Below are 23,187 nucleotides of genomic sequence, written 5' to 3' on the forward strand. Positions count from 1 at the left end.
TACCCACGCCGGGCTCACCGATGAGCACCGGGTTGTTCTTCGTGCGGCGGGACAGCACCTGCATAATGCGCTCGATCTCAGAATCGCGGCCCACTACCGGGTCCAGCTTGCCATCGCGCGCCGCCTGGGTGAGGTTGCGGCCGAACTGGTCCAGCACCAGGGAGTTGGAACGCTCACCCGAGCTGCCGGGGCCGCCACGGCCACCCTGGCCAGCGCCGGCACCGGCACCGGCACCTACCGGGCCTGCACCACCCTGGGACTGGTTGCCCTCTCCCTCGTTGCCCTCATAGCCGGAGAGCAGCTGGATAACCTGCTGGCGAACACGCGGCAAGTCAGCGCCTAGCTTCGTCAGCACCTGGGCTGCTACGCCGTCGCCCTCGCGGATGAGGCCGAGCAGCAGGAATTCGGTGCCGATGTACTTGTGTCCCATCTGCAGGCCCTCACGCAGCGAGAGCTCCAGAACCTTCTTCGCGCGCGGGGTAAATGGGATGTGGCCGGTGTGCGGCTGAGAACCTTGACCAATAATCTCTTCCACCTCACGGCGGACATCCTCCAGTGAGATGCCCATGGACTCCAAGGCCTTGGCTGCTACGCCTTCGCCTTCGTGGATGAGTCCTAGGAGGATGTGCTCGGTGCCGATGTAATTGTGGTTGAGCATGCGTGCTTCCTCCTGCGCCAAAACGATGACGCGGCGAGCACGGTCCGTAAACCTCTCGAACATTACCTCTTACCTTTCGCTCTAAATGTGTCATCCACTCTAACGCGCGGGGAGGACACTCCATTCACGATTTCCCTTCCCCCCTTCCCCTAAACCAACATTTCTGCAGGTAAAGGCACTGTACGCCGGTAGCGAACAGGTCATGATAAGGCAGCTTTTCGCACTAACCTGCCACAGAAGCTTCGCCACCTTAGAATGAAGAGGATTCTATATATCTCATCATCGACACCTCCACGAAGGATTTCCTCTCATCGTGACTATGCTCCCAGAATTTTTCACCACCCAGCACCAGCTGCGCCAGAAGGCAGTCCTGGACCAAGGAGCGGACTCCACGCTCTTCCTCGTGGAAGATCCCTCGCATGATGAGATGCTCGTGGAGATATATGGCCCGGAAAACCGCGGTGTGCTCCGCCAATCCGGCATCGTGGGGCAGCTTCAGCACAGCGCCATCGCCCCCATCGTGGGCACGGGAACGATGAACAGCGGTCAGGAATTCTTTGTGCGCCGCAGCCTGCCGGGCCAGCAGTTGTCGGATTTCACCTCCTCCGGCATCGGCGCGCAGCACCTTTCCCGCGATGAGGCCATCGCTGTCTTCGCGCCGTTGGCTGACGCGACCGATTTCCTGCTCCAGAAAGGCCGCGCCAACTACGCTCTCCGCGCGCTCAATCCGCGCCGCATCATCCTGACCAATAATCGCTCGAATGCCTTCTTCGCGGCAGTTGGCCCAGCCACGGGCTCCGAGGCCCCCAACGCAACGGCGAAGGAAGCAATCGACCGCCTCGCACAACTCCTCGCCGCCGCTTACCCATCCTTCCGCGCAGCAGCCGCTTATACCTCGGCATCCGCCGTCGTTGATTCTCTCCGAAATGCTGGCGCGGGGACCTCCAATGCCAGCATGACCGGCGCCAACGCGGCTGGTATGAACAGGTCCGACACGGGTACGCCGCAGTGGCAACCGGAGCAGCAGCACGCTGCCACCCCGCAGGGAGACTGGGGGACGCAGCCGCAGCAGCAGGTCCCCGCACCCGCCCCCGCGGAAGCCTCCGGAAAACGCGGGTCGACATCGAAGAGCAAGGTCTTTGCTGGCCTCGGCGTGGGTCTTCTCCTCTTGGCCCTGATCGGCGGCCTGCTGTGGTTCTTCTTGGGACGCTCAGCGTGGTCTGAGGCGGAGCAGGCGCTTGTCGACGACCACCCGGGCCTCATCAGCTCCCGCCCCGGCGGGGAAGGTTTTGACGGCGCTACCTGCGAATCCCGCGATCCGGAGGATGGTCAGGACGCGAAGATCACCTGCGTTGGTGACGGTGTGGGCTACTCCGTGGCGCGGTACGGGGACGTCGCCAAGCGCGATGCAGCTGCCCCAGCGCAGGATGCACAGGAACTGTCCAACGGGCAGTGCACCGTGCACAGCTACGATGTTTCCGAATCCGAGCCGGTGTTCTATATGAGCGCCGAGGACTCTGCTGACGCCGTCCTCGTGTGGGGCGAGGATGCCGAAGAGCTACGCCTGAACATGCCGCTGTGCTAAGCCGCGCGCTCACTCCGCGTAGCTAGTCCGAACGGTTAGTCCGCACGCCGGAGCAGCGGTGCAATCACCGCAATGGCAGTACCGGCTACGCCGGCGAAGAGGAAAGCCCAGTGTGTTCCCTGAGCCGTCGCTGCGGCCGGCCCCATCCCTGCGGCGGCGCCGGCTTGGGTGCCGCGCGTGAGGAAGACAACGAGGAAAGCAGTTCCCATCGCACCAGCCAGTTGCTGGAAGGTGTTCATGATGGCCGAGCCGTGCGAGTAGAGCTTCTCCGGAAGTGAGGACAGCGCGGTGGTCATCAGCGGCGTCATCATCAAACACATGCCGAGGGAGAAAACTACGTGCATGCCCACGACCATCCACACGGCTGAGTTCTCTCCCAAGGTGGCCATGAGCCACAGGCTGGCCACCATGAACAGTGAGCCCGGAATCATCAGGGGGCGCGGGCCATAGGAATCAAAAAGACGGCCTACAATCGGGGAAAGGAAAGCTTGAAGGATGCCTCCCGGCATCACCGCGAGCCCCGTGGTGAAGGCCGTAGCGCCCAGGGTAGTTTGCAGGTAAATGGGCAGGACCGTGACCATTCCCAGCATGAGTCCAAAGGACAGGACGAGGATGATCACCGCGAGAGTGAAGTTGCGTACGCGAAAAGGTCGCAGATCCATCAGGGCGCGGTCCTCAAGCGCGAGGCGCCTCTGCCGGCGGATGAAGACGACGAGCGCGATAACGCCCACCACGGTGACGGCGATATCCACCCAAGCGCCGCCCTGCAGCATTTTCTCTATCGAGGACAATCCATAAATCAGACCGCCGAAAGCGCATGCGGAAAGAATGACGGAGAGACCGTCGAGTGGGGTATCGCGGTTCTCACCAACATCGCTCAGGCGCCAGAGCCCGGCAACCAAGATGAGGGCGATGAGCGGCACCATGGCCCAAAAGATGACGTGCCAGGTGAAGTGGTTGAGAATGGCCCCGCCAACCGTTGGCCCCAGTGCCGGGGCGACGGAAATCACCACGGAAATAATGCCCATGACCGTGCCACGGCGCTGCGCTGGGACCAACGTCATGGCAACGGTCATGAGAGTGGGGATCATCAGCGCGGTTCCACCGGCCTGAAGTACGCGCCCCAAGAGTAAAACGATGAAGCTCGGGGCGAGGGCCGCCACCACGGTTCCGGCTAGGAAGAGTCCTGCGGAGGCGATGAAAATCTGCCGTGTGGTGAGCCGCTCCAACAGGAAGCCGGTTGTCGGGATGACGACGGCCATGGTGAGCATGAATCCCGTCAACAACCACTGCGCGCTCGTGGCGGGAATGCCATAGTCCGCCATGATGGCCGGCAGCGCGACGGATAGCGAGGTCTCGTTGAGAATCATGACCATCGCCCCCAGCACCAGGATGCTGAGGTTGATCACTACCTTGGAGGGAATCTCAGCGGACATGCGGCCAGCCACACCTTTCAACTACTTAACTCTGTGGACCTCGCACTGGAGCTGTGAAAGTCAGCGCGCGAAGATTTTAGAGTACTCCCAAGGTCACCGGGCATGCCACATGAGCCAAGCCGCGGGCCTTCTTAAGACCGCCGCGGCTGGCGATGGCTTCGTGATACGCCTTAGGGCATGGTCTCCATGTTGCGGGGTGTGATGACCACGACGCTGCCACCGCTGTCCAGACTGCAGCCCAGCAGACGGTTTTCAGGGGTATCCTCCCACAGTTTCGGTGCACCGTAGGAACAGTGTCCAAGGTCAGTGGTGAGGTGGCCACGGTTTCCGCCCTCGCCGGCCTGCCAATCATGGTTGGCGTATTCATCCAGCAGCTCCATGGCGTCAGTGCAGTCGGTGCCATCTTCCTGCACGTACACCAAGCCGGTCTCCTCCCCGCGTGTGCCGCTCTCACCGCACACCGCTCCGGTGTTGGCCATGCCATTCGCATCTGGCTTCGCGGGGAAAGTATCGGAGTAGTACTGGCCATCGTCCTTGACGGTGAAATGGTGCCCGTTCGCCTTGACCACGAACTCGTTGCCGCTGAGTGCTTCAAAGGTTCCGCCATCAAAGCTCACGGTCTCACCCTCGTTGAGCGTTGCAACCTCTGTCGGTGTATAGAACTCAATGGCCCACACCGGGAAGAAGCCGCGGTCGCCGAGGTAGCTCACCGCATTTGACCTCCAGCTCTGCATAACCGGCCCTGGATAAATTGGCGGATCGGCAAAATCGACCTTGCAGTTCGGGGCATCAGCCTCTTCGTGAATGAGGCAGAGGACGCGCCCATCAGGGCTCTTGACGGCCGGGATGGGGTTCGGAATGGTCGCCAGATCACCGCCGGCCATAAAGTCTTGCGGATCGCGTTCCTTCAATCCGCCGGGTTTGTCTTTGTCAGGCTTGTCGCTGCTCGGCGCCGCCGCCTCGGAAGTGTCATCAGAGGCTGACTCAGAGCTGGCAGAGCTGGATGAGTTCTGTTGGAATTGTGGCTCATCGCCCGCCGGTTCGCTCGTGAAAGAACACGAAGCCACGGCGCAGGCCATGAGGGAGGCAGAAAGGATAGAGAGAAGCTTCTTCATAACAATCATCGTTCCACGAAATAGCGCTGTGCCACTAGTTTTCCGAATGCTTCGGATCTTTAGGATTTGCAGCGTCAAGAAGAATAACGCGACCGGTACCGGATAGATCTTCACAATGAATCCGACGTGCATACGGATTGGGTGTTTCAACGAATTCCGGTTCTTTGTGGGAGCACTTCCAGCCGTCAAGCTCCAGGATTCCGCGAGTGTTCACTTCTTTTATGTCCCACTCGTAGTTGACGTACTTGTCCACGATGTCCATCGCAGTCGTGCAATTCGTCCCGTCTGTCTGCACAAAGACCTTCTGGCGGCCAAAATTAGTATCGGCCTCTCCACAGACGGCACCTACAGGCGCATAGCCATTGGAGTCCGGCTCCAGCGGATAGGTATCCGCCGAAAACTGGCCGCCGTCCTTCACGGTGAACTGGTGCCCTTGGGCCTGAACGGTGAATTCATCTGCGCTAGGGGCTTCAAAAACCACGCCGTTGATATCGACTTTCTCGCCCTCCTCCAGCAGCTGTGGCGGAACCACGTCCCCCGGGTCCACTACGCCACTGGGGAAGAAGCCTGCGCCATCTTTGAAGATCACCATGTTCGCCTCCCACTGCGGGTTTTCGGGGTCGGGCACAATGGGGGGATTGTCAAAACCAACTAAGCACGTCGGCGCTTGAGAACCCTCATACAGAGAACACCGCACCCTACCGTCTGGGCTGGCTATACCCCAGGCAACCGTGGTCTCATACCTGAATCCAGTGGCGCGGAACTCTTCGGCATCGCGTTCTTTGAGCCCGGAAGATTGAGAGCCAAACTCCGGCTCACGATCTGTGGAATCGCTCGCTGCCGCAGTACTGGGTTCCTCCGAAGCGATCTCTGTGCCAGAGCTATCCACAACTTCGAACCGAGGAGTGTCCTCGGTCTCTTCATCCGGGGAGCAAGCCACCAAACCGGCCGCCACCAGCGGCAGTGTGAGAAGAGAGAAAAGTTTTTTCATATTTTGTATTGTTCCACGCAGGCAGGCTTCGCGCGGAGTGATGTGCGCTGCAGCGAAACTGAAAGCTCTTAAAACAGCTCCTAAAACAACAACGCACAAGCCTTCGGCTGCGGGGCCAGTGGCTTGTGCGTTGAGTGCGTAGAGCTTACGCGGAGACTAATGCTCAGGCTTCACGATGGGGAAGAGAACGGTTTCTCGGATACCCAGGCCAGTCAGGGCCATGAGCAGGCGGTCCATACCCATGCCCGTACCGGCTGTCGGCGGCATGCCCTGCTCCATGGCGGCGAGGAAGTCCTCGTCCAAGACCATGGCCTCCTCATCACCGCCGGCGGCCAGGCGGGCCTGGTCCTCGAAGCGCTCGCGCTGGATCACGGGATCGACCAGCTCCGAGTAACCCGTGGCCAATTCGAAGCCGCGCACGTAGAGGTCCCACTTCTCCGTCACCCCCGGCTTGGAGCGGTGCTGGCGGGTCAGCGGGGAGGTCTCAACCGGGAAGTCCTTCACAAAGATCGGGCCCTCAAGCTGGTCCTCGCAGAGCACCTCCCAAATCTCCTCCACCAGCTTGCCGTGGCCCCAGCCACCGTTCTTCGGGACGTCGAGCCCGATGACGTCAGCAAGCGCCTTGAGCTCCTCGACGGTGGAGTCGATGGTGACCTCCGGCTGGCCAGGGAACTTGCGCTGTAGTGCCTCGTTGAGGGAAGGGTACATCTCAATCTCCGGCCACTCTTCGCCGCCAAAGTCATACTCAGTGCCATCCGCCAAAGTAACGGTGGTGGAGCCGAAGACCGCACGTGCTACCGATTGGATGGACTCGCGAGTGGTGCGGGCACAGTCGTTGTAGTCGCCCCACGCGGCGTAGGTCTCCAACATAGCGAATTCCGGGGAGTGGGAGCGGTCGACGCCCTCGTTGCGGAAGTTGCGGTTGATCTCAAAGACGCGATCGATGCCGCCGACAACAGCGCGCTTAAGGAAGAGCTCCGGCGCGATGCGCAGGTACAGGTCGATGTCCAAGGCATTGGAGTGGGTCACGAACGGGCGGGCCGCCGCACCGCCGTGGAGGGTCTGCAGCATCGGGGTTTCGATCTCCACGAAGCCCTCATCTTCCAGGTAGTTGCGCAGCGCGCGCATCACCTTCACGCGGGTCATGGCATTCTTGCGAGCCTCCTCGCGCACGATGAGGTCGTTGTAGCGCTGGCGCACGCGGGTTTCCTCATTCATGTCAGCGAAGGACACCGGAAGCGGGCGCAAGGACTTCGCCGCCATGGTCCATTCGTTTGCCATGACGGAGAGCTCGCCGCGGCGCGAGGCAATTACTCGGCCGCGCACGGAGATGAAATCACCCAAGTCAACGTCGGACTTCCACGCGGCTAGGCGCTCCTCCCCAACCTCTGCAAGGGACAGCATGGCCTGCACCTGGGTACCGTCGCCATCCTGCAGGGTGGCGAAGCACAGCTTGCCGGTATTGCGCATGAAGATGAGGCGGCCGGCGATGGCCACCTCAACGTCAGTCTCCTCACCAGCGCTGAGGTAGGTAACGCCCTCTTCCGCGGCTGGCTCCTCGCCTTCGGCCACCACCTGGAACTGCTGGCGAAGATCCCGCAGGGAGATCGTGCGGTCTACGGTCACCGGATAAGGTTCGGTGCCGGACTCCAACAGTCGAGCGCGCTTCTCGCGGCGGATGCGCAGCTGCTCGGGAACGTCAGTAACTTCAGTATTCTTCTTCTCGCTCACGGTTGTCTAGGGTAGTCGATCCCCATACGCTGGCGCGATCCCGGTTCACAGAGTGTTCATCTGGCGGTTAGACAGTATCAACCGCGCGGTCATCTCAACCGTATTAACTCATGAGGTCCGTTGCGACATCTCTACGCAACTAACGAATTCGATTCTTGGAGCATAACTTTCATGGCACTCAATGGCCGCAATCTCTTGGCTAACATGTTTACCTCTTCTCGTTCTTCCCTTACCTGCACCTACAAGTGCGGTAACGCCTGCTTCGGCGAGTGCGAGAACACCTCCGATAACCCTTACTTCGGTGACCAGTTCTCTCGCCGCACCGCACTGCGTGCCGGCGGCCTGGCCGTGGTCGCCGTCGGGGGTTCCTCCGCGCTTGCCGCGTGCGCTGCACCGGACGAGAAGGATTCCGCGGCCGGAAGCGGTTCTTCCTCCAAGACCAGCGAGGTGAAGTCATCTGACATCGAGCTCACCTCCGCCGAGGGCATGCACTTTGAAGCCGTGGAGGCTAACACCAAGGATGAAGTCGTCATCCCCAAGGGCTACGAGCAGTCCGTACTTATCGCCTGGGGTGACCCGGTCATCGAGGGCGCGCCGGAATTCGACGTCAACAACCAGACCGCCGAAGCGGCGGAGAAGCAGTTCGGCTTCAACAATGACTTCGCCGGCCTCATCGAGCACCCGGATGACAAGAACCGCATGATCTACATGTGCTCGCACGAGTACACCACCGAGCCGATGATGTTCCCGAACTACGACCCGGAGAACCCCACCGAGGAGCAGGTGAAGATCGGCTGGGCTGGCCACGGTCACACCATCCTCGAGGTCTCCAAGGTGAAGGGCTCCGGCGAGCTCAAGCGCGAATTCGGCCCGCTCAACCGCCGCATCACCGCTACCACCCCGTTCACCCTGGTTGGCCCAGCTAAGGGCACCGACCTGGTGAAGACCTCCGCTGACCCGAAGGGTGAGAAGGTCCTGGGTACCCTCAACAACTGCTCCGGTGGCGTGACCCCGTGGAACACCATGCTCTCCGGCGAAGAGAACTTCGACCAGTACTTCGCCGGTGGCGATGTCAAGGATGAGAAGGCCGCTGAGTCCCTCAAGCGCTTCGGCATCGAGGAGGGCCCGTCCGACCGTAAGTGGGAAAAGTACGATGACCGCTTCGATGTAACCAAGGAGCCGAACGAGCCGAACCGCTTTGGCTGGCTCGTGGAGATCAACCCGCTGGACCCGAAGTCCACCCCGATTAAGCACACCGCTGTGGGCCGCTTCAAGCACGAGGCCGGCAACATCCACATCACCAAGGATGGCACCGTGGTCTGTTACTCCGGCGATGACTCCCGCTTTGAGTACGTCTACAAGTTCGTCTCCTCCAAGAAGTACAAGGAAGGCGACCTGGAGCACAACATGACCATCCTGGACCACGGCACCCTGTACGTGGCCAAGATGGAAGGCAACTCCCCGGAGAAGGAAATCGACGGCTCCGGTGTCCTGCCGGAGGATGGCGCCTTCGACGGCAGCGGCGAGTGGGTCAAGCTGCTGACCTCCGATACCGACAACAACAAATTCGAGTCCCACGTGGACGGCATGTCCGCCGAAGAGGTCGCCGTCTTTACCCGTGAGGCCGCCGACAAGGTGGGCGCCACCAAGATGGACCGCCCTGAGGACGTCGAGGTTCACCCGGAGACCGAGAAGGTCTACATCGCGCTGACCAACAACAAGTACCGCGGCGCCACCGGCGAGAACTCCAAGAAGAACAAGGAAGACGCCAAGGAATGGGCTCCGGTCAAGGAGAACAAGAACGGCCTGGTCATGGAACTCGAGGATGACCACGCCGGCGAGAAGTTCACCTGGAACCTCTTCCTGGTCTGCGGTGACCCGCGTGAGGCCAGCACCTACTTCGGCGGCTTCGATAAGGAGAAGGTCTCCCCGATTTCCTGCCCGGATAACCTGGCCTTCGACAACCACGGCAACCTGTGGATCTCCACAGACGGCAACGCGTTGGATTCTAACGACGGCCTCTATGCCGTGACCACCGAGGGCGAGACCCGCGGCGAGCTCAAGTGCTTCCTCACCGTCCCGGCTGGCGCGGAGACCTGTGGCCCGATCGTCGACGATGACCGCGTCATGGTCAACGTTCAGCACCCGGGCGAGGCTGACGACGCCACCTTTGAGAACGCCACCTCCCACTGGCCTGACGGCGGGAAGTCCACCCCGCGCCCGGCCGTTGTTGTGGTGTGGAAGAAGGGCGGCAAGATCGGTACCGAATAAGGCACCGACGTTGCGTAGTGCGCACTCCTAGGCGGTGCGCAGCTGCGCCTCCAGCACCTCCTGTGCAAAGTCCCACAACGGGGTTGCAACGCCAGCTTTGACGCCCATGCGTCGGATCGCTCCGACCTGGGCGTCTAATTCGTTGGGCAGCCCTTCCTTGATATCGCGCTGCATCGAGGACGTACTGTCCGGGTGCTGCTGGCGGGCAAACTCCATGGTCTGTTCCACCACGTTCTCCGGCAGCTTCACGCCGAGTGCGCACCCGACAGCCTCGACTTCCCGCATGAAGGCCTCGAGCTGGCCGGGGATTTCCTGGCAGAGGTACCCAATCGGTTTATCCACCAAGGCGCCCAGAGTGCCTGTCGGGGTGACGAACATGGCTTTCGACCAGACGTCGACAAGCGCGGCGTCGTGGAACTTGCTGGAGGCACCCGCATCCTTCAGCGCGGCCGCCAGCTCCTCGCCCGTACGCCGCAGTGACTCCGGGGCGTTGGCACTCAGCGGACCAAAGGCCAAAGCCAAGGGCCCCGGATTGCGCTTGATCCGTGCCGGGCCCAGGCGCGTGGCATAGACGCGAGCGACACCGGCAAGGATGTTTTCCTCCCCGAATTCCTCGGCCGCCACGTACGGAATCTCGACCGAGTTGTGCGTGGTCACCACCGGGATTCCCTGCAGGGCCTCGCGGTCCTCCACGCTGCCAAAAGTCTCGTTGCCCGGCAGCGCCTTCGACGCGATAATCGCCACGTCCAGCCCGCCCAAGAGTTCTTTGACCTCGGCAAAGGTTTGGGCAGCTGGGACCTTAATGTCCTCGGTGGTGGTGGGTTCCGCGTGGGCGTCGATCAGCGTCACGCCCGTCTCCCCCAGCACCCGCAAGGTCTCACCACGGGCCACGAAGGCGACGTCGTGGCCCGTTGCTTTCAGTTTTCCGCCAAAGTATCCGCCGATGGCGCCGGCTCCCAGAATTCCAATCTTCATGTCTCCAACCTAACTGGTGGAGACCTGCGCCACAGACTTTTATCCGCGCTGTTCTAAGTTTCGGAACCCAATTCCCAACGGCACGCCCGCGTTATCGATGAGCCGCACCCCACCCACGGTGGCTGCGATTAAGAGGCGGGCATCGCCCTCTGCGGGGGCCTCACCCAGGTCGCGTCCGCGCAGTTCCACGTACTCCGGCTCCACGCCCGCGGCGGCCAACACTTCACGTGCCACGCGGACGACTTCCTCGGCCCCGGACTCCGCCGCGTACGCACCGGCGGTGAGTGCCGCCGACAGCGCGCTGGCCTGCTCGCGGGTTTCGGGTGCGACGTCAGCATTGCGCAGGCTCATCACCACTCCGTCCGGCATGCGCACCGAAGGAACTCCCTGCACACGCGCCCCGATGTGAAGGTCAGTAAAGGCCTGCTGGGTGGCCACGAGCAGCTCGTAATCCTTCTCCCCCATGAGCACATCGCTGGGCCCCAGCGCACAGGTCAGCGCCACAATGCGGGTCAGCTCCGCGCTCACGTCCTCCATGCCGTGATCGGGTGCGAGGACCCGCGTGCGCTGGCTCTGCTCGCCATAGCGCCACACTACGTCAACGCCGCCGAGTGCAGAGGTGTCCGTCTCCGGTTCTACCGCCACGACGACCACGCCGCCGCGCACGCGTTGGGCCGCCTGTACCAGGGCAAGGTGCCCGGCGTGAATATCGCGGCCCAGCGGTACGAGTACCACACGCTTGCCCGTCTTGCGGTAGGCGCTGCCGACCATGCGGATGCGCTCGATATCCTCCACTAGGAGTTGTTCTGCCACGGCGCTTCCTTTCTTACTGCCCACAGTTCCAGTTCTTCCATATTCTTCTTCTCACCCACCATGCGGGCGACGTCGCGGTAGTTGCGCGCCATGCCCAGTTCTACGGCGGCGGGATAAGCATCGATGATGTCCCCGGCGTCGAGGTCAAAGGTGCTGCCCATAAAATCGTCGATAATCCCCGCCTTAAGCGCCGCCCACGCGCTGAGTTCACCGAGCATCTCCGCGTAATACAACCGCGCCGCGCGTTCGGCACGGCGGGCTTCTGGCACCGCTTCTGCCGTTTGGTGAATCTCTGAGAGCAACAATCTAATGACGGTGTCCGCCACCTCATCGAGAGTGCCCACCGCGTAGGAGTCACCCAGGGGCGCTGCGGCAATGGTCACGCACCCGCGCGTTTCCAGGTCATCGAGTGCTTCCACACCGGCCAGCAACGAGGTATGGATGACGATCTGTCTCGGGCGCACGTGCTTGGCGACGTCTCCCACAGCTGCCTCCAGCTCTCTCGCCGTTGCAGCGATAATCAGTGCATCGAAGCGGTCCAACTGGGCGGGGTCCTCAAGGCTCTCGATGGTATGGCCCGCCCACTCGAGGTGTCGCGCGAAGTTAAGGCCGGCCCGGGAGCTACCCCAGACCGCCACCCGCATGCGTGGTGCCTTCATCTACTTCTTGTCGCCCTTGTTCTGCTGTTCCTGCTGACGCTTGCGGCGTGCCATGAGCTCCGCCACGGAGACCGCGCCCTCGCGGTGCTCATCGCTGCGGCGGCGGCCACGGGTGCTGGGCTGTGCGGTGTCTGCCTCCGGCCTGCGGTGGCGGTGGTGCGGCTGCGCGGGGGCAGGGTTCTCCTTGACGTGCTGCCCGCCCGCGGCGCCCTGGTTCCACTGCACGGCCTGGAAGCTATCGGTCTTGAATTCCGGCGTCTTCTGCTGCGGCTTCGGCTGTGGCTGGGGTTTCTCAGCCTTCGGCTGGGGGTGAGGCTTCGGCTGTGGCTTCTGCTGTGCCGCCTGCGGCTGAGGCTGCGTTTCGGTCATTAGGCGAAACGCCGAGGGACGGTTCTGAGAAGGCTGCGGTGCGCCGAACGGGGATGGTGCTGGGCGGGTGCCCTGCTGTTCTGAGGGCTTCGTGGCAGGCTGCTCGGCTGGCTTCTCGGCTGGCTTCGGAGTGGGTTGCTGAGCAGGCTTCGCGGCTGGCTTCGCCGCTGGCTGCTGGGCGTTGGCACGGGCGTTATCCGCCAGCAGATTGTCCAGCGGGTTGCTCACCGGGTGGGTCGGCTGCGTGCCGAGGCGGCCTGCCACGGCGTCGGCAGACGGCGCGCCACCGGACTTCTGGGTGAAGTTCACGTTGGGGGCATCGCCGCGCTCATCCACGCCAGCGCCGCCGGCCTTGCGCTCCAGCTCCTGGATGCGGCGAGCCTCCGCATACAGGGCGGCAGGCTCGTAGACCCACTCGCGCCCCGAGATCTCCTCGATCTGGGTGCGGATGGCTTCCAGCTCAGAACGAATCTCCGCCAGGACCTGACTGTTGTCTGCTGTGGAAGGTCCGGAGGCGGTCAAGGTGGATGCGGCATGGGCGCGCTCTACTGCCAGTAGCTCCTTGGCTTCGTGTGCCTGGCGGCGGTAGCGCACCACCAGGAAGAAGCCCAGCACCGCGGCCCACAGGGAGGCGAGCAGGGCAATCTTCAGCGCATTCGCCGAACCCGAAATCAGCATGACCAGGCTGGCAATAACCGCGAGGATGACTAGAACGATGAGCCCGATGGAACCGGCGTCCGTCTTCGAGCCGGACTCAGAAGTCTCTGAAGTCTCTGCCGACGTTGGCGGCTGAGAGTCCGGCTGCGCAGAAAACTGGGTCGTCGGGCGATCATCCGGGGCCGACTCGTGCTGTGGCTGAGGGGCGTGGTGCGGGCTCGTCATGCCCACTAACTTACCGCTTGTGCACCATCAGTTGGAGGTGGCACCTCGCAGTGTCGCTCCAGCACCACTCCAGCGATACACATCGCGGCACCACCCAGCGCCGAGGACACCACCCCGGCCAGGTCACCGGACGCAGCGACGAGCTCACCGGCGCGCGGCACGACATAGACCGCCATGCCCGCATAGGCCCCGCCCACGATCGCACCCGTCCACGCGGAGGCTTTACCGACGAGCAGGAATTGCGCGATGGTCATGGGATTCAGCTGCGAATTATCCAGGCCGATGCCGTGTTCATCCTCTTTGGCGTTGCGGACTTTGAGGGTAAGGAGGCCGCACACCACAGCCATGGCCCAGAGAGAAATCGACACCGTTGCCGGAATGGCCAGCATTGAGCCATAAAAGCGGGTGGTGAGGATGGCGGCCGCCGCGGCCACGAAGAGGGCCGTGCCGATGAGCGCGCCTACCGACGTCCTTGTCATTACTCCCCCAGTTCCTTCACCGCAGCGACCTCGTCTTCATCGAGGCCCGCGATGAGCTCGCGCACCGAGGTGCCGTTGAGCTGTGCGTTCTCATCCGCGGCCAACCACGGCACGAGCACGAAGGCTCGCTCATGCGCATAGGGGTGCGGGAGGGTCAGCTCAGGATCATCGGAGGTCACGCCGTCAACCTGCACGATGTCCACGTCCAAGGTGCGCGGACCCCAGTGCCGCACGCGGACGCGCTCGGCGGCCTCCTCCAGCTTCTGGCCACGGCGAAGAAGTTCCAGCGGGGTGCAATCCACGTCCACGATGAGCACCGCGTTGAGGAATTCATCTTGATCGGTCACGCCCCACGGCGGGGTGGCATAAACCGGGGAGGCAGCGACGGTCTCCTCAGCAAACTCATCAAAGACGGTCTGCAGCAGCGCACGGCGGTCCTCCATGTTGGAGCCGATGGACAAGACAGCGCGCATTAGCCTGCCATCCGCTTCCGGGAGCGGCGCGCTACGACCGCGACGTCGGCAAAGGTACGCGGGATGGGTGCCTTCGGCTTGTGGATGGTCACCTCGATGGCGTGGAGGATCTCAAAACGCTGCATCGCGGTCTCAGCGACCTCCTCAGCCACCGTCTCGATGAGGTCCCGGGAGGGGCCCTCGACGATGTCTGCGGCGACGTCAGCAAGCTCGGCGTAATTCACCGTGCGGGACAGGTCATCCTCAATGCCCGCGGTGTCCAACCAACATGTGACGTCCACGATGAAGGGCTGGCCGGTTTTCTTCTCTTCCTCGAAAACGCCGTGGTAGCCAAAGCATTCCAGGCCGGTGAGCTCGATGCGATCTGCCATGGGCTTAAGCCCTCCCCAGCGAAGTCGAGACCACGGTTCCTCCATCGGCGCCGTTGGCGTAACTACCGGAGGCATGCGCGCCACCGGTGTAGGCCGCGCCCGCATTCCAGGCGGCGGCGACATCCACGGCATCGCGCGAGACATCGACCTCGTGCACGCGCACGCCCCACGCTCCCATCTGTGCGGAGATGGCGGTCACGGCCGCGGTGGCCGGATCCGCGAGCAGCGGGCTGGACTCGGCACCCCGATCCTCCCGGATGGCGGCGAGGAAGCGCTTGCGGGAAGCGCCCACGAGCAGCGGAAACTCGCCCTGCAGGAACTCCGGCAAGGCCTTGAGCAAAGCCCAGTTATCCTGCGGGGACTTGGCAAAACCCAGGCCCGGATCCACGACGATATTGTCGTGGCTAACACCTGCCTGAAGGGCGTTATCGGCAAGCTTCGCCAAGGATTCGTGGACATCGCGCACGACGTCCCCGCCGTGGTCGGCCACTCCGGCCGCGCTGCCGAACTGGACGGTGCGCCAGTGCATGAGGCACACCGGCAGGCCGGTAGCCGCCATCGTGCGGTACATGTCCGGGTCGGCGGCACCACCAGAGACGTCGTTGATCATGTCGACACCGGCTTCGGCGGCCGCTGTGGCAACCGAGGCCCGCATCGTGTCCACCGAGGTCTTGATCCCCTCCTCGTGCAGCGCCTTGATGACGGGCACGACGCGACGCTCCTCCTCCTCCTCGGCCGCAACACGCACCGCACCCGGGCGGGTGGACTCGCCGCCCACATCGATCATGTCCGCGCCGGAGGCCACCAAATGCCGGGCGTGCGCGATGGCGTCGTCGACATTAATCCAGCGTCCGCCGTCAGAGAAGGAATCTTCCGTGACGTTGACGATGCCCATGACCAGCGTGCGGCCGGGGACGGTGAGGTTGCTGACTGCCATGGAAACTAGCTCCTAATGAGGCTCATGACCTCCGCACGGGAGGCTGCATTCTTCTTGAAACCGCCGCGGACCGCGGATGTCGTCGTGGTCGCCCCCGGCTTACGGATGCCGCGCATGGCCATGCACAGGTGCTCGCACTCGATGACGACGATGACGGACTGCGCGTGGAGGACCTCCACCAGCGCATCGGCGATCTGGCTCGTGAGGCGCTCCTGCACCTGCGGGCGCTTGGCGTACATATCCGCCAGGCGTGCCAGCTTGGACAGGCCGGTGACGTGACCGTCGGAACCAGGGATATAGCCAATGTGCGCCGTGCCGTAGAAGGGCACGAGGTGGTGCTCGCAGGTGGAATAGATGGGGATATCGCGCACGAGGACGAGCTCTTGGTGCTCCTCGGCAAAGGTCTTGTGCAGGACCTCAGTCGGGTCCTGGTGGAGTCCTGCGAAGACCTCGGCATAGGCGCGGGCCACACGGGCCGGGGTCTCGCGCAGGCCCTCGCGGTCGGGGTCCTCGCCCACCGCGATGAGCAGCTCACGGACGGCGGCTTCGGCACGCTCGTGATCGAAGTCGCGCTGCGCCGGGATGTTATCGCTCATTGTTCTGGCCGTCCTTGTACGGGTTGTTGCGGTATTCATTCTCTCCCCAGCCGGGCGCGCCCCAGGCGTGATCCTCCGGCTTGGCGTGGCGGCCGCGGCGTTCCGGTTCGCGCGGTTGCGGCTGGGAATCTGGCTGCGGTGCAGCAGCATTCGGTACACGCGGAATCTCTTGGGTGTCCTCGCTGCTGGGCCCTGCTTGCTCTGGGGCCACGGTCTCCTCCTGCGCCGCGTCGCTGACAGCTTCGTCCTCGCTCAGCTCGCGGCCAGTGGGTTCGGTGATCTCGGATTCGCCGAAGAAGGTATTGCCCTTGTCCGGGTCCACATAGTCACCTGCGTGCTGGCCAAAGCTGAAGCCGATCTCCTCGACCGGCGCCCCCTGCTTCGGACCATTGGCCTCCCCGCGCTCGAGCTCCGCCTGGCGGCGCTCGCGGGCGGCACGGGAGGCGTCGAGAAGCGTCATGCGTTTCGGCAGCTCCTCACCGCGCTCCTGGGCCAGCTCCACCGGGGTCTTCACCGGCTCGCGGCCAGCCTGGCGCGGGAAGCGAGCGTCCTCGTTCGGGAAGACGTCGAAAGCCTCGCGCGGCTCGATGCCCTTGAAGATGCCCTCGAGGTCCGGGCGGCGCAGGGTTTCCTTCTCCAGCAGCATCTCGGCGAGCTTATCCAGGTAGTCGCGGTGCTCGGACAGGATGTCATAGGCCTGCTGGTGAGCGCGGTCCAGCAGGTAGGCCATCTGCTCGTCGATCTTGGCAGCCACGGCATCTGAGTAATCAATGCTTCCACCGCCGCCGGCATAGCTGAAGGGATCGCCCTGCTCCTGGCCGTACTTGACGGTGCCCAGGTCCGGGCTAAAGCCATACTCAGTCAGCATGGAGCGCGCGATCTTGGTGGCGTGCTCAATATCGGAGGATGCACCGGTGGTCGGTGCGCCGAACACGAGCTCCTCCGCGGCACGCCCGCCCATGGCGAAGACAAGGCGAGCGAAAAGCTCATCGCGGGTGTACATGCCCTTATCGTCTTCCTGCGCGGTCATGGCGTGGCCGCCAGTGCGGCCGCGGGCCAAGATGGTCACCTTGTAGACACGCTCGATATCCTTCAGCGCCCACGCGGACAACGTGTGGCCACCCTCGTGGTAGGCGGTGACCTTCTTCTCATGCTCGGAAATGATCTTGCCCTGGCGGCGCGGGCCGCCGACGACGCGGTCGGTAGCCTCCTCCAGCGCGTCATAGGTAATGACGTTGCCGCCAATGCGGGCGGTGAGCAGGGCGGCCTCGTTGAGCACGTTGGCCAGGTCTGCACCAGACATGCCAGCGGTGCGCTTGGCCAGCTGCGCCACGTCGACTTCCTTGGCCAGCGGCTTGTCCTTGGCGTGCACGCGCAGAATCTGCTCGCGGCCGGCCAGGTCCGGGTTGGTCACCGGGATCTGGCGGTCGAAGCGGCCCGGGCGAAGAAGCGCGGGGTCCAGGATGTCGGGACGGTTGGTAGCGGCAATGAGGATGACGCCTTCACGGTCGCCGAAGCCATCCATCTCCACGAGCAGCTGGTTCAGCGTCTGCTCGCGCTCATCGTGACCACCGCCAGTGCCGGAACCACGCTGGCGGCCCACGGCGTCAATCTCATCGACGAAGATGATGCACGGGCTATTCTGCTTGGCCTGCTTAAACAGATCACGCACGCGGGAAGCACCCACGCCGACGAACATCTCCACGAAGTCGGAACCAGAAATGGAATAGAAAGGCACGCCGGCCTCGCCCGCGACTGCGCGGGCCAGAAGCGTCTTACCGGTACCCGGCGGGCCATAGAGCAGCACGCCGCGCGGGATCTTCGCGCCCAGCTCATGGTAGCGCTCCGGATCATCCAGGAAGTCCTTGATCTCCTGCAGCTCATCCACAGCTTCATCCGCGCCGGCCACATCCGCGAAGGTGTTGGTGGGCATGTCCTTGGTCAGCTCCTTCGCCTTGGAGCCACCGATGCCGAACATGCCGCCCGCGCCCTGCTGCATGCGGGTCATCATCCAGAACAGCAACGCGAAGAGGATCAGCATCGGCAGCAGGAAGCTGATCATGGAGCCAATGAAGGAATCCTGCGTGACCTTGGTCTGGTACTTATCCGCACCAGAATCCTTCACCGCGTTGAAGACCTGCTCGGAGGCGCGTGCCGGGTACTTGGCAATGACTTCCTCGATGCCCTCCTGCTCTTCTACCGTCACCGGTTCTCTGAGCTTGAGGCGCACCTGTTGCTCGCGATCATCGATCTGCGCTTCCTCGACGTTCTTAGAGCTCAACTGCTCCATGGCCACGGAGGTGTCGACCTGCTTGAAGCTCCGGGCATCGTTGCTAAAGAACGTAAAGGCGTACAGCAGAATGAGAACCAGGCCCGCGATCGAGCCATAGCGGATGATGTTCTTGTTTTTCATTAATTACCTTGCGAATTCGAGGCCTCAAACCAAAAGAGGGCAAGAAAAGACTAATCGTTGCTGTAGACCGCAGGCTCCAGGGTGCCCACGTAGGGCAAGTCGCGGTAGCGCTCCGCGAAATCCAGGCCATAGCCCACGACGAACTCATTCGGGATGTCAAAACCTACATCGAAGAGATCCAGCTCCGCCTTGACTACTTCGGGCTTGCGCAAAAGTGTCACCACTTCCAGGGAACGCGGCTGGCGGCCCTGCAGGTTACGGATGAGCCAGGACAAGGTCAGGCCGGAATCAATGATGTCTTCCACGATGACAACGTCGCGGCCCTCGATATCGCGGTCCAGATCTTTCAGAATCCGCACCACGCCCGAGGATGAGGCCGAGTTGCCGTAGGAGGACACCGCCATGAACTCCAGCTGGGACGGGATAGCCAGTTTGCGGGCGAAATCCGTCAGGAAGAAAACCGCGCCCTTGAGCACGCAGACCAAGATGAGGTCCTCGTCGGTGCTGCTGTATTTCTCGGACACGCGATCCGCCATCTCCTGGATGCGCGCCTGAAGATCATCTTCGGTGATGAGAACGTTTTTGATGTCCTCTCCATAAGGATTGGCGGGGACGGCTAAATCATGGTTGTCGTGCACGTGAGCGCTCCTTTGCTGACCGAGGCAATATTGACAGTTTGCCACCAACGCGTGCGACTTCCAACCTTGTGCCTTTCTTTTCACTGCGGACGGCGACGGGGCCTTGTCCATGCCACCGCGTGCACAGGGCATCGATGCCGCGCACTGCCTCGCGAGTAACCTCTACTCCTTCCTCGCGCAGCCACGCGGCGATCGCCCGGCGGCGCTTCGGTTCTGGGAGAACGGCCAGCGCGGTGCAGTCGGTGGTGGGGTGGGTGCTGAGGAGGGCGTCGTCAAGCGCGGCGTCGTGGGCTGCCTGGGCTAAGGCCGGGACGGGGTCTCCGCCCACGATCTCCTGCAGGCGCGGGAGGATCTCGCGGCGCAGTGCCACGCGGCGGAAGGCCAGGTCCTGGTTCTGGGGGTCCTGCCAGACCTCCAGCCCCAGCTCCGCGCAGGCGGCCTCGGTCTGGGCGCGGCGCACACTGAGCAGGGGGCGCAGGACGTGCACACCTTCGACCGAGGAACGCTCGCGCATGCCCGCCACTCTCCCGCGGAGGGCGCTGAGCAGCAGGGTTTCGGCCTGGTCATCAGCGGTATGCGCCACCGCCACCTCTTCCCAGGGTGCGAAGGCACGGTACCGGGCGCCGCGGGCTTCGGCCTCCACGGAGCCTTGCTTGCCGACGTCCACCCGCAACACCTCCGCCCCCGCCCCCAAAGCGCAGGCCTGCTCAGCAGCCCGGCGCGCCTGCGTGGCCGAGCCTTCCTGCAAACCGTGATCGACGCACAGCGCTGTCACCTCGTGCCCCTCTGCGAGGAGTGCTGCGGTCAGCGCCAAGGAGTCGGCGCCTCCGGACAGGCCCACCGCGATGGCGCGTGGTTGCTCACCCATCACGGCGCGCGCAGCGACGCGGCAGGCCAAGAAGTTGGGGCTTGTGCGCGGCCAGAAGGGCTTCTTAGAAGTCATGGAGTGCGGCGGCGAGGGCGTCTTGGGCCTGGCGGGCGGAGGTGACTTCGCCGTCGTTGACCAGGAAGGCGAAGGCGTAAACGCGGCCCGACTGCCCCTGGGCGGTGCCGGTCAGCGCGGAAGTTCCCGTGAGGGTGCCGGTCTTGGCGCGAACGTACCCGCGGGCGGGCGACTCGTGATAGCGCTCGTAGAGGGTTCCTTCGCCGCCGGCAAGAGGGAGGTAGCCCAGGAGTGGGCGTAGCTCGTCGGTGGCTACGGCTTGATCTGCGATGTGGGCGAGGAGCCCGGCGGGGATGCGGTTATCGCGGGAGAGGCCGGAGCCGTCCTTGAGGGTAACGCCGTTGACGTCGATGCCGGCTCCACGTAGCTCGTCGAGGATGGCCTTCGTGGCGCCCTCGAAGCTTGCTTCCCTACCCTGGCTGACGGCCAGCTCGCGGGCAATGGCCTCCGCCATGACGTTGTCAGAATCCTTCGCGGCTTGCTGGGCTCGCAGGGCCAGCGGCTCGGACTCGCTGGAGGCGATGACCTCGGAGTTTTCGGGTGAAGCAGCGATATCCGCCTCGTCGGCTCCCAGGCGGGTGGCCAAGGCGCGGGCAACATCGAGGGCCGGCTCGTGGGAGCGCGGAACGTCGCCGGTCTTTTCCCCGATGCGCCCACCATAGAGCATGGCCGGCTGGATGGGAGCGACATAGCCGCCATCAATATTGTCATCGTCCCAGCCCGGTGCTTGGTCGGGGCCGGCCCAGATGGAGGTGTCGATGGAGACCCGCGTGACGGTATCCATCTTCTGCTGAATCTGTTTCGCCAGCTCATCGAGGCGCTCGTCCGTCAGCCAGACATCGCCGGCGGCCTTGATAACAACTTCGCCTTCCTGCTCACCTGCGACCACTTCGGTGGTGAGGCGTTCTTCCTCATCGAGCGCGAGTGTTGCTGCGGCGAGGGTGAGGACCTTGGTGGCGGAGGCCGGGGTCAGCGGCTTCGCGGGCTCGCGCTCCCACAGCACCTCGTGGGTGGTGGTGTCGATGACCTGGCCGCCGAAAGTGGCGAGGGCCTTGTCTTTGCCCAGCTCATCCAACTTCGCTTTAAGCGCGGCGGTGTCTATCTCACCAGGCTCGACGGGCTGGACCAGTGTTGTGGGTTCTTCCTGCTTATAGGGCTGACCGTGGTCCAGGTGATCGTAGGTGCGTTGGACTTCTACGCCCACTGCGGCCGTCGCCGCCACGGCACCAGCCGTGACGAGGGCCGCAGTACTCCACCAGACATGCTTAGCTTTCATCGCCCTTTAGACTAGCGCGGTAGACTAAGCGGAGCACATACCAACCTATTAGTTATGGAGGATTCAGCCGTGAGCGTTGAAGTAACCATCGAGATCCCTAAGGGCTCCCGCAACAAGTACGAGATCGACCACGAGACCGGCAAGGTCCACCTCGACCGCTACCTGTTCACCCCGATGGCCTACCCGGCTGACTACGGCTACATCGACCACACCCTGGGTGAGGACGGCGACCCGTTGGATGCACTGGTCATCCTCCCGGAGCCGGTTTTCCCCGGCGTTGTTGTGGAGGCTCGTGTCCTCGGCGTGTTCAAGATGACTGATGAGGCCGGCGGCGACGACAAGCTGCTCGCCGTCGTCGATGACCCGCGCTGGGAGCGCTACCAGGACATCAACGATGTGGAGCAGCACATCAAGGACGAGATCGAGCACTTCTTCGTCCACTACAAGGACCTGGAGCCGAACAAGGAAGTTACCGGCTCCGGCTGGGGCGACAAGGCTGAGGCAGAGAAGATCCTCGACGAAGCTAAGGCTCGCTTCAAATAATTCGCACTTCTAAAGGACGTTTCGATCAAATAGGGCCCAAAATCCGAGGGTTTGAGAGGCCTTAGTTGATCGAAACGTCCTTTTTCTTTGTCACCGCGACAACTCCTCGTTCGTGACGTACGATTCGATCAAATAGGGGGCCGAAAACAGCGGTTTCTGGGGGCTTATTTGTTAGAAACGTACTCATCGGGGGCACATGGAAATTTTCGAGGGACGCGCGGGCACTCGCCGCGCGGCTAACGGCCAGGCCATCAAGATTTGTCGCGGTCTGTATTTATCTGCGGTGCCAACGCCGCGCGAGCTCGCTGAAATCGTCTCAAGACGCTGGCCAGACTCAGCCTTGGATGGCTATTCCGCCGCCCAGCAGTATCTTGGCCAAGAACTAACTTTTCCGCTTCACTTCCTGCGCGCAGGAACGATGGCACCGAGCACGTACTTCCGGAGCCGACGGGCGCGGCCCAAAGCGCTGGGCAGCATGAATGGGGTAAACGTGTGTAGCCCGCTGCAATGCGTTGAGGCGATGGAGCACGAGGATGCCGTGGCCTTCATCGAGGCCTTCTTCGCCGGGCCGCATGGGCGCTCGCGCATCGAGACGGAACAGCTGGACTTTCGCCGCCTGCCCAAGCACACGCGTGAGGTGTTGGAAAAGGCCATCGTCGGGGCGGATAGCAAGCCGGAGCGCGACCTCACCCGGGGTCTCGATCCCCACGTCAAAGTCCGCAACAACGTGCGGATTGGCCCCTACCGCTGGGACTTGCTCCTAGAGGAACACAAGGTGGCCATCGAGGTGGACGGATACGCCTACCACAAAGGCGAGAACCGGCAGCGTTTCGAGATCGACCGCCAGAAGCTTAACGACGCCATCCAGCGCGGCTACCGGCCCCTCCACTTCACCGCCGCCACGATCGAGCATCACCTTGACGTCGCGGTTCACCAGGTTCTCGCGGTCATCAAAGGGCGAGGCGAGCTCGTTCCTCCGCCGTGGAAGTGGCATCACTACTGGCGGTGGGAAGGCGAACGTTGGGCCAGCTAG

22 protein-coding genes are annotated in these 23,187 nt (G+C 63.1%); 4 read left to right on the forward strand and 18 right to left on the reverse strand.

Annotated features, from left to right (window positions below; translation table 11 throughout):
• Nucleotides 1-721, reverse strand: a 721-nt coding sequence (locus HMPREF2978_RS05895; protein ID WP_305764107.1) for a Clp protease N-terminal domain-containing protein, incomplete at its 3' end; no start/stop codon positions are given.
• 256 nt (nt 722-977) lie between these two features.
• Here HMPREF2978_RS05895 and HMPREF2978_RS05900 point away from each other — a divergent pair.
• The gene (locus HMPREF2978_RS05900; protein ID WP_070744598.1) at nt 978-2,243 is read left to right on the forward strand and encodes a serine/threonine protein kinase; all 1,266 of its coding nucleotides are present in this window, start codon (nt 978-980) and stop codon (nt 2,241-2,243) included.
• 35 nt (nt 2,244-2,278) lie between these two features.
• Here HMPREF2978_RS05900 and HMPREF2978_RS05905 read toward each other — a convergent pair whose 3' ends face one another.
• From HMPREF2978_RS05905 to lysS, 4 genes are all read right to left on the reverse strand, one after another.
• The gene (locus tag HMPREF2978_RS05905) at nt 2,279-3,679 is read right to left on the reverse strand and encodes an MDR family MFS transporter (RefSeq protein ID WP_070744600.1); all 1,401 of its coding nucleotides are present in this window, start codon (nt 3,677-3,679) and stop codon (nt 2,279-2,281) included.
• Between the two features lie 170 nt (nt 3,680-3,849).
• Nucleotides 3,850-4,794 (reverse strand): hypothetical protein, encoded by a 945-nt coding sequence (locus HMPREF2978_RS05910; protein WP_070524706.1) that lies wholly within the window; start codon nt 4,792-4,794, stop codon nt 3,850-3,852.
• 34 nt (nt 4,795-4,828) lie between these two features.
• Nucleotides 4,829-5,785: a hypothetical protein gene (locus HMPREF2978_RS05915; RefSeq protein ID WP_070524610.1), complete on the reverse strand. Its 957-nt coding sequence runs from the start codon at nt 5,783-5,785 to the stop codon at nt 4,829-4,831.
• 156 nt (nt 5,786-5,941) lie between these two features.
• On the reverse strand, nt 5,942-7,516 hold the full coding sequence (lysS, locus tag HMPREF2978_RS05920; protein ID WP_070744602.1) for a lysine--tRNA ligase: 1,575 nt from the start codon (nt 7,514-7,516) through the stop codon (nt 5,942-5,944).
• Between the two features lie 171 nt (nt 7,517-7,687).
• Here lysS and HMPREF2978_RS05925 point away from each other — a divergent pair, with 171 nt between their 5' ends.
• Nucleotides 7,688-9,787 (forward strand): PhoX family protein, encoded by a 2,100-nt coding sequence (locus HMPREF2978_RS05925; protein WP_070744604.1) that lies wholly within the window; start codon nt 7,688-7,690, stop codon nt 9,785-9,787.
• Nucleotides 9,788-9,814: 27 nt separating this feature from the next.
• Here the strand turns inward: HMPREF2978_RS05925 and HMPREF2978_RS05930 are convergent, their stop codons facing one another.
• The 13 genes from HMPREF2978_RS05930 to dacB are packed head-to-tail and all read right to left on the reverse strand — an operon-like array spanning nt 9,815 to nt 21,611.
• Nucleotides 9,815-10,762 carry a 2-dehydropantoate 2-reductase gene (locus tag HMPREF2978_RS05930; RefSeq protein WP_070744606.1) on the reverse strand — a complete coding sequence of 316 codons (948 nt, stop codon included), beginning with the start codon at nt 10,760-10,762 and terminating at the stop codon, nt 9,815-9,817.
• Between the two features lie 39 nt (nt 10,763-10,801).
• Nucleotides 10,802-11,575: a pantoate--beta-alanine ligase gene (locus tag HMPREF2978_RS05935; protein WP_371326361.1), complete on the reverse strand. Its 774-nt coding sequence runs from the start codon at nt 11,573-11,575 to the stop codon at nt 10,802-10,804.
• The gene (locus HMPREF2978_RS05940; RefSeq protein WP_083298930.1) at nt 11,557-12,234 is read right to left on the reverse strand and encodes a Rossmann-fold NAD(P)-binding domain-containing protein; all 678 of its coding nucleotides are present in this window, start codon (nt 12,232-12,234) and stop codon (nt 11,557-11,559) included. The genes HMPREF2978_RS05935 and HMPREF2978_RS05940 overlap by 19 nt, the downstream gene beginning before the upstream one ends.
• On the reverse strand, nt 12,235-13,485 hold the full coding sequence (locus tag HMPREF2978_RS05945) for a DUF4229 domain-containing protein (protein WP_070744650.1): 1,251 nt from the start codon (nt 13,483-13,485) through the stop codon (nt 12,235-12,237).
• Nucleotides 13,486-13,490: 5 nt separating this feature from the next.
• Nucleotides 13,491-13,964 carry a DUF3180 domain-containing protein gene (locus HMPREF2978_RS05950; RefSeq protein WP_070524617.1) on the reverse strand — a complete coding sequence of 158 codons (474 nt, stop codon included), beginning with the start codon at nt 13,962-13,964 and terminating at the stop codon, nt 13,491-13,493.
• Entirely contained in the window at nt 13,964-14,437 is a 474-nt protein-coding gene (gene folK, locus HMPREF2978_RS05955; protein WP_070524619.1) for a 2-amino-4-hydroxy-6-hydroxymethyldihydropteridine diphosphokinase, read from the reverse strand. The genes HMPREF2978_RS05950 and folK overlap by 1 nt, the downstream gene beginning before the upstream one ends.
• Nucleotides 14,437-14,808, reverse strand: coding sequence for a dihydroneopterin aldolase (folB, locus tag HMPREF2978_RS05960; RefSeq protein ID WP_070524621.1), 372 nt, complete (start codon nt 14,806-14,808; stop codon nt 14,437-14,439). The genes folK and folB overlap by 1 nt, the downstream gene beginning before the upstream one ends.
• Nucleotides 14,809-14,812: 4 nt before the next feature.
• A complete protein-coding gene (gene folP / locus HMPREF2978_RS05965) occupies nt 14,813-15,745 on the reverse strand; it encodes a dihydropteroate synthase (RefSeq protein WP_070744608.1) in 933 nt (310 codons plus the stop codon).
• Nucleotides 15,746-15,750: 5 nt separating this feature from the next.
• Nucleotides 15,751-16,341, reverse strand: coding sequence for a GTP cyclohydrolase I FolE (gene folE / locus HMPREF2978_RS05970; protein WP_070524624.1), 591 nt, complete (start codon nt 16,339-16,341; stop codon nt 15,751-15,753).
• Nucleotides 16,331-18,754, reverse strand: a complete 2,424-nt coding sequence (gene ftsH / locus HMPREF2978_RS05975; protein ID WP_070744610.1) for an ATP-dependent zinc metalloprotease FtsH — start codon at nt 18,752-18,754, stop codon at nt 16,331-16,333. The genes folE and ftsH overlap by 11 nt, the downstream gene beginning before the upstream one ends.
• Before the next feature lie 50 nt (nt 18,755-18,804).
• Nucleotides 18,805-19,392 (reverse strand): hypoxanthine phosphoribosyltransferase, encoded by a 588-nt coding sequence (hpt, locus tag HMPREF2978_RS05980; RefSeq protein ID WP_070744612.1) that lies wholly within the window; start codon nt 19,390-19,392, stop codon nt 18,805-18,807.
• Nucleotides 19,376-20,335, reverse strand: coding sequence for a tRNA lysidine(34) synthetase TilS (gene tilS / locus HMPREF2978_RS05985; RefSeq protein ID WP_070524630.1), 960 nt, complete (start codon nt 20,333-20,335; stop codon nt 19,376-19,378). Before tilS ends, hpt begins: the two co-directional genes overlap by 17 nt.
• Nucleotides 20,325-21,611 (reverse strand): D-alanyl-D-alanine carboxypeptidase/D-alanyl-D-alanine endopeptidase, encoded by a 1,287-nt coding sequence (dacB, locus tag HMPREF2978_RS05990; RefSeq protein WP_070524632.1) that lies wholly within the window; start codon nt 21,609-21,611, stop codon nt 20,325-20,327. The genes tilS and dacB overlap by 11 nt, the downstream gene beginning before the upstream one ends.
• Before the next feature lie 69 nt (nt 21,612-21,680).
• Between dacB and HMPREF2978_RS05995 the strand changes: the two genes are divergently transcribed.
• Entirely contained in the window at nt 21,681-22,154 is a 474-nt protein-coding gene (locus HMPREF2978_RS05995; protein WP_070744614.1) for an inorganic diphosphatase, read from the forward strand.
• A 196-nt stretch (nt 22,155-22,350) separates the two neighbouring features.
• Nucleotides 22,351-23,187: an endonuclease domain-containing protein gene (locus HMPREF2978_RS06000; RefSeq protein WP_070744616.1), complete on the forward strand. Its 837-nt coding sequence runs from the start codon at nt 22,351-22,353 to the stop codon at nt 23,185-23,187.

The sequence above is a fragment of the Corynebacterium sp. HMSC074C01 genome (assembly GCF_001814605.1).
In the GTDB taxonomy this organism is placed as follows: domain Bacteria; phylum Actinomycetota; class Actinomycetes; order Mycobacteriales; family Mycobacteriaceae; genus Corynebacterium.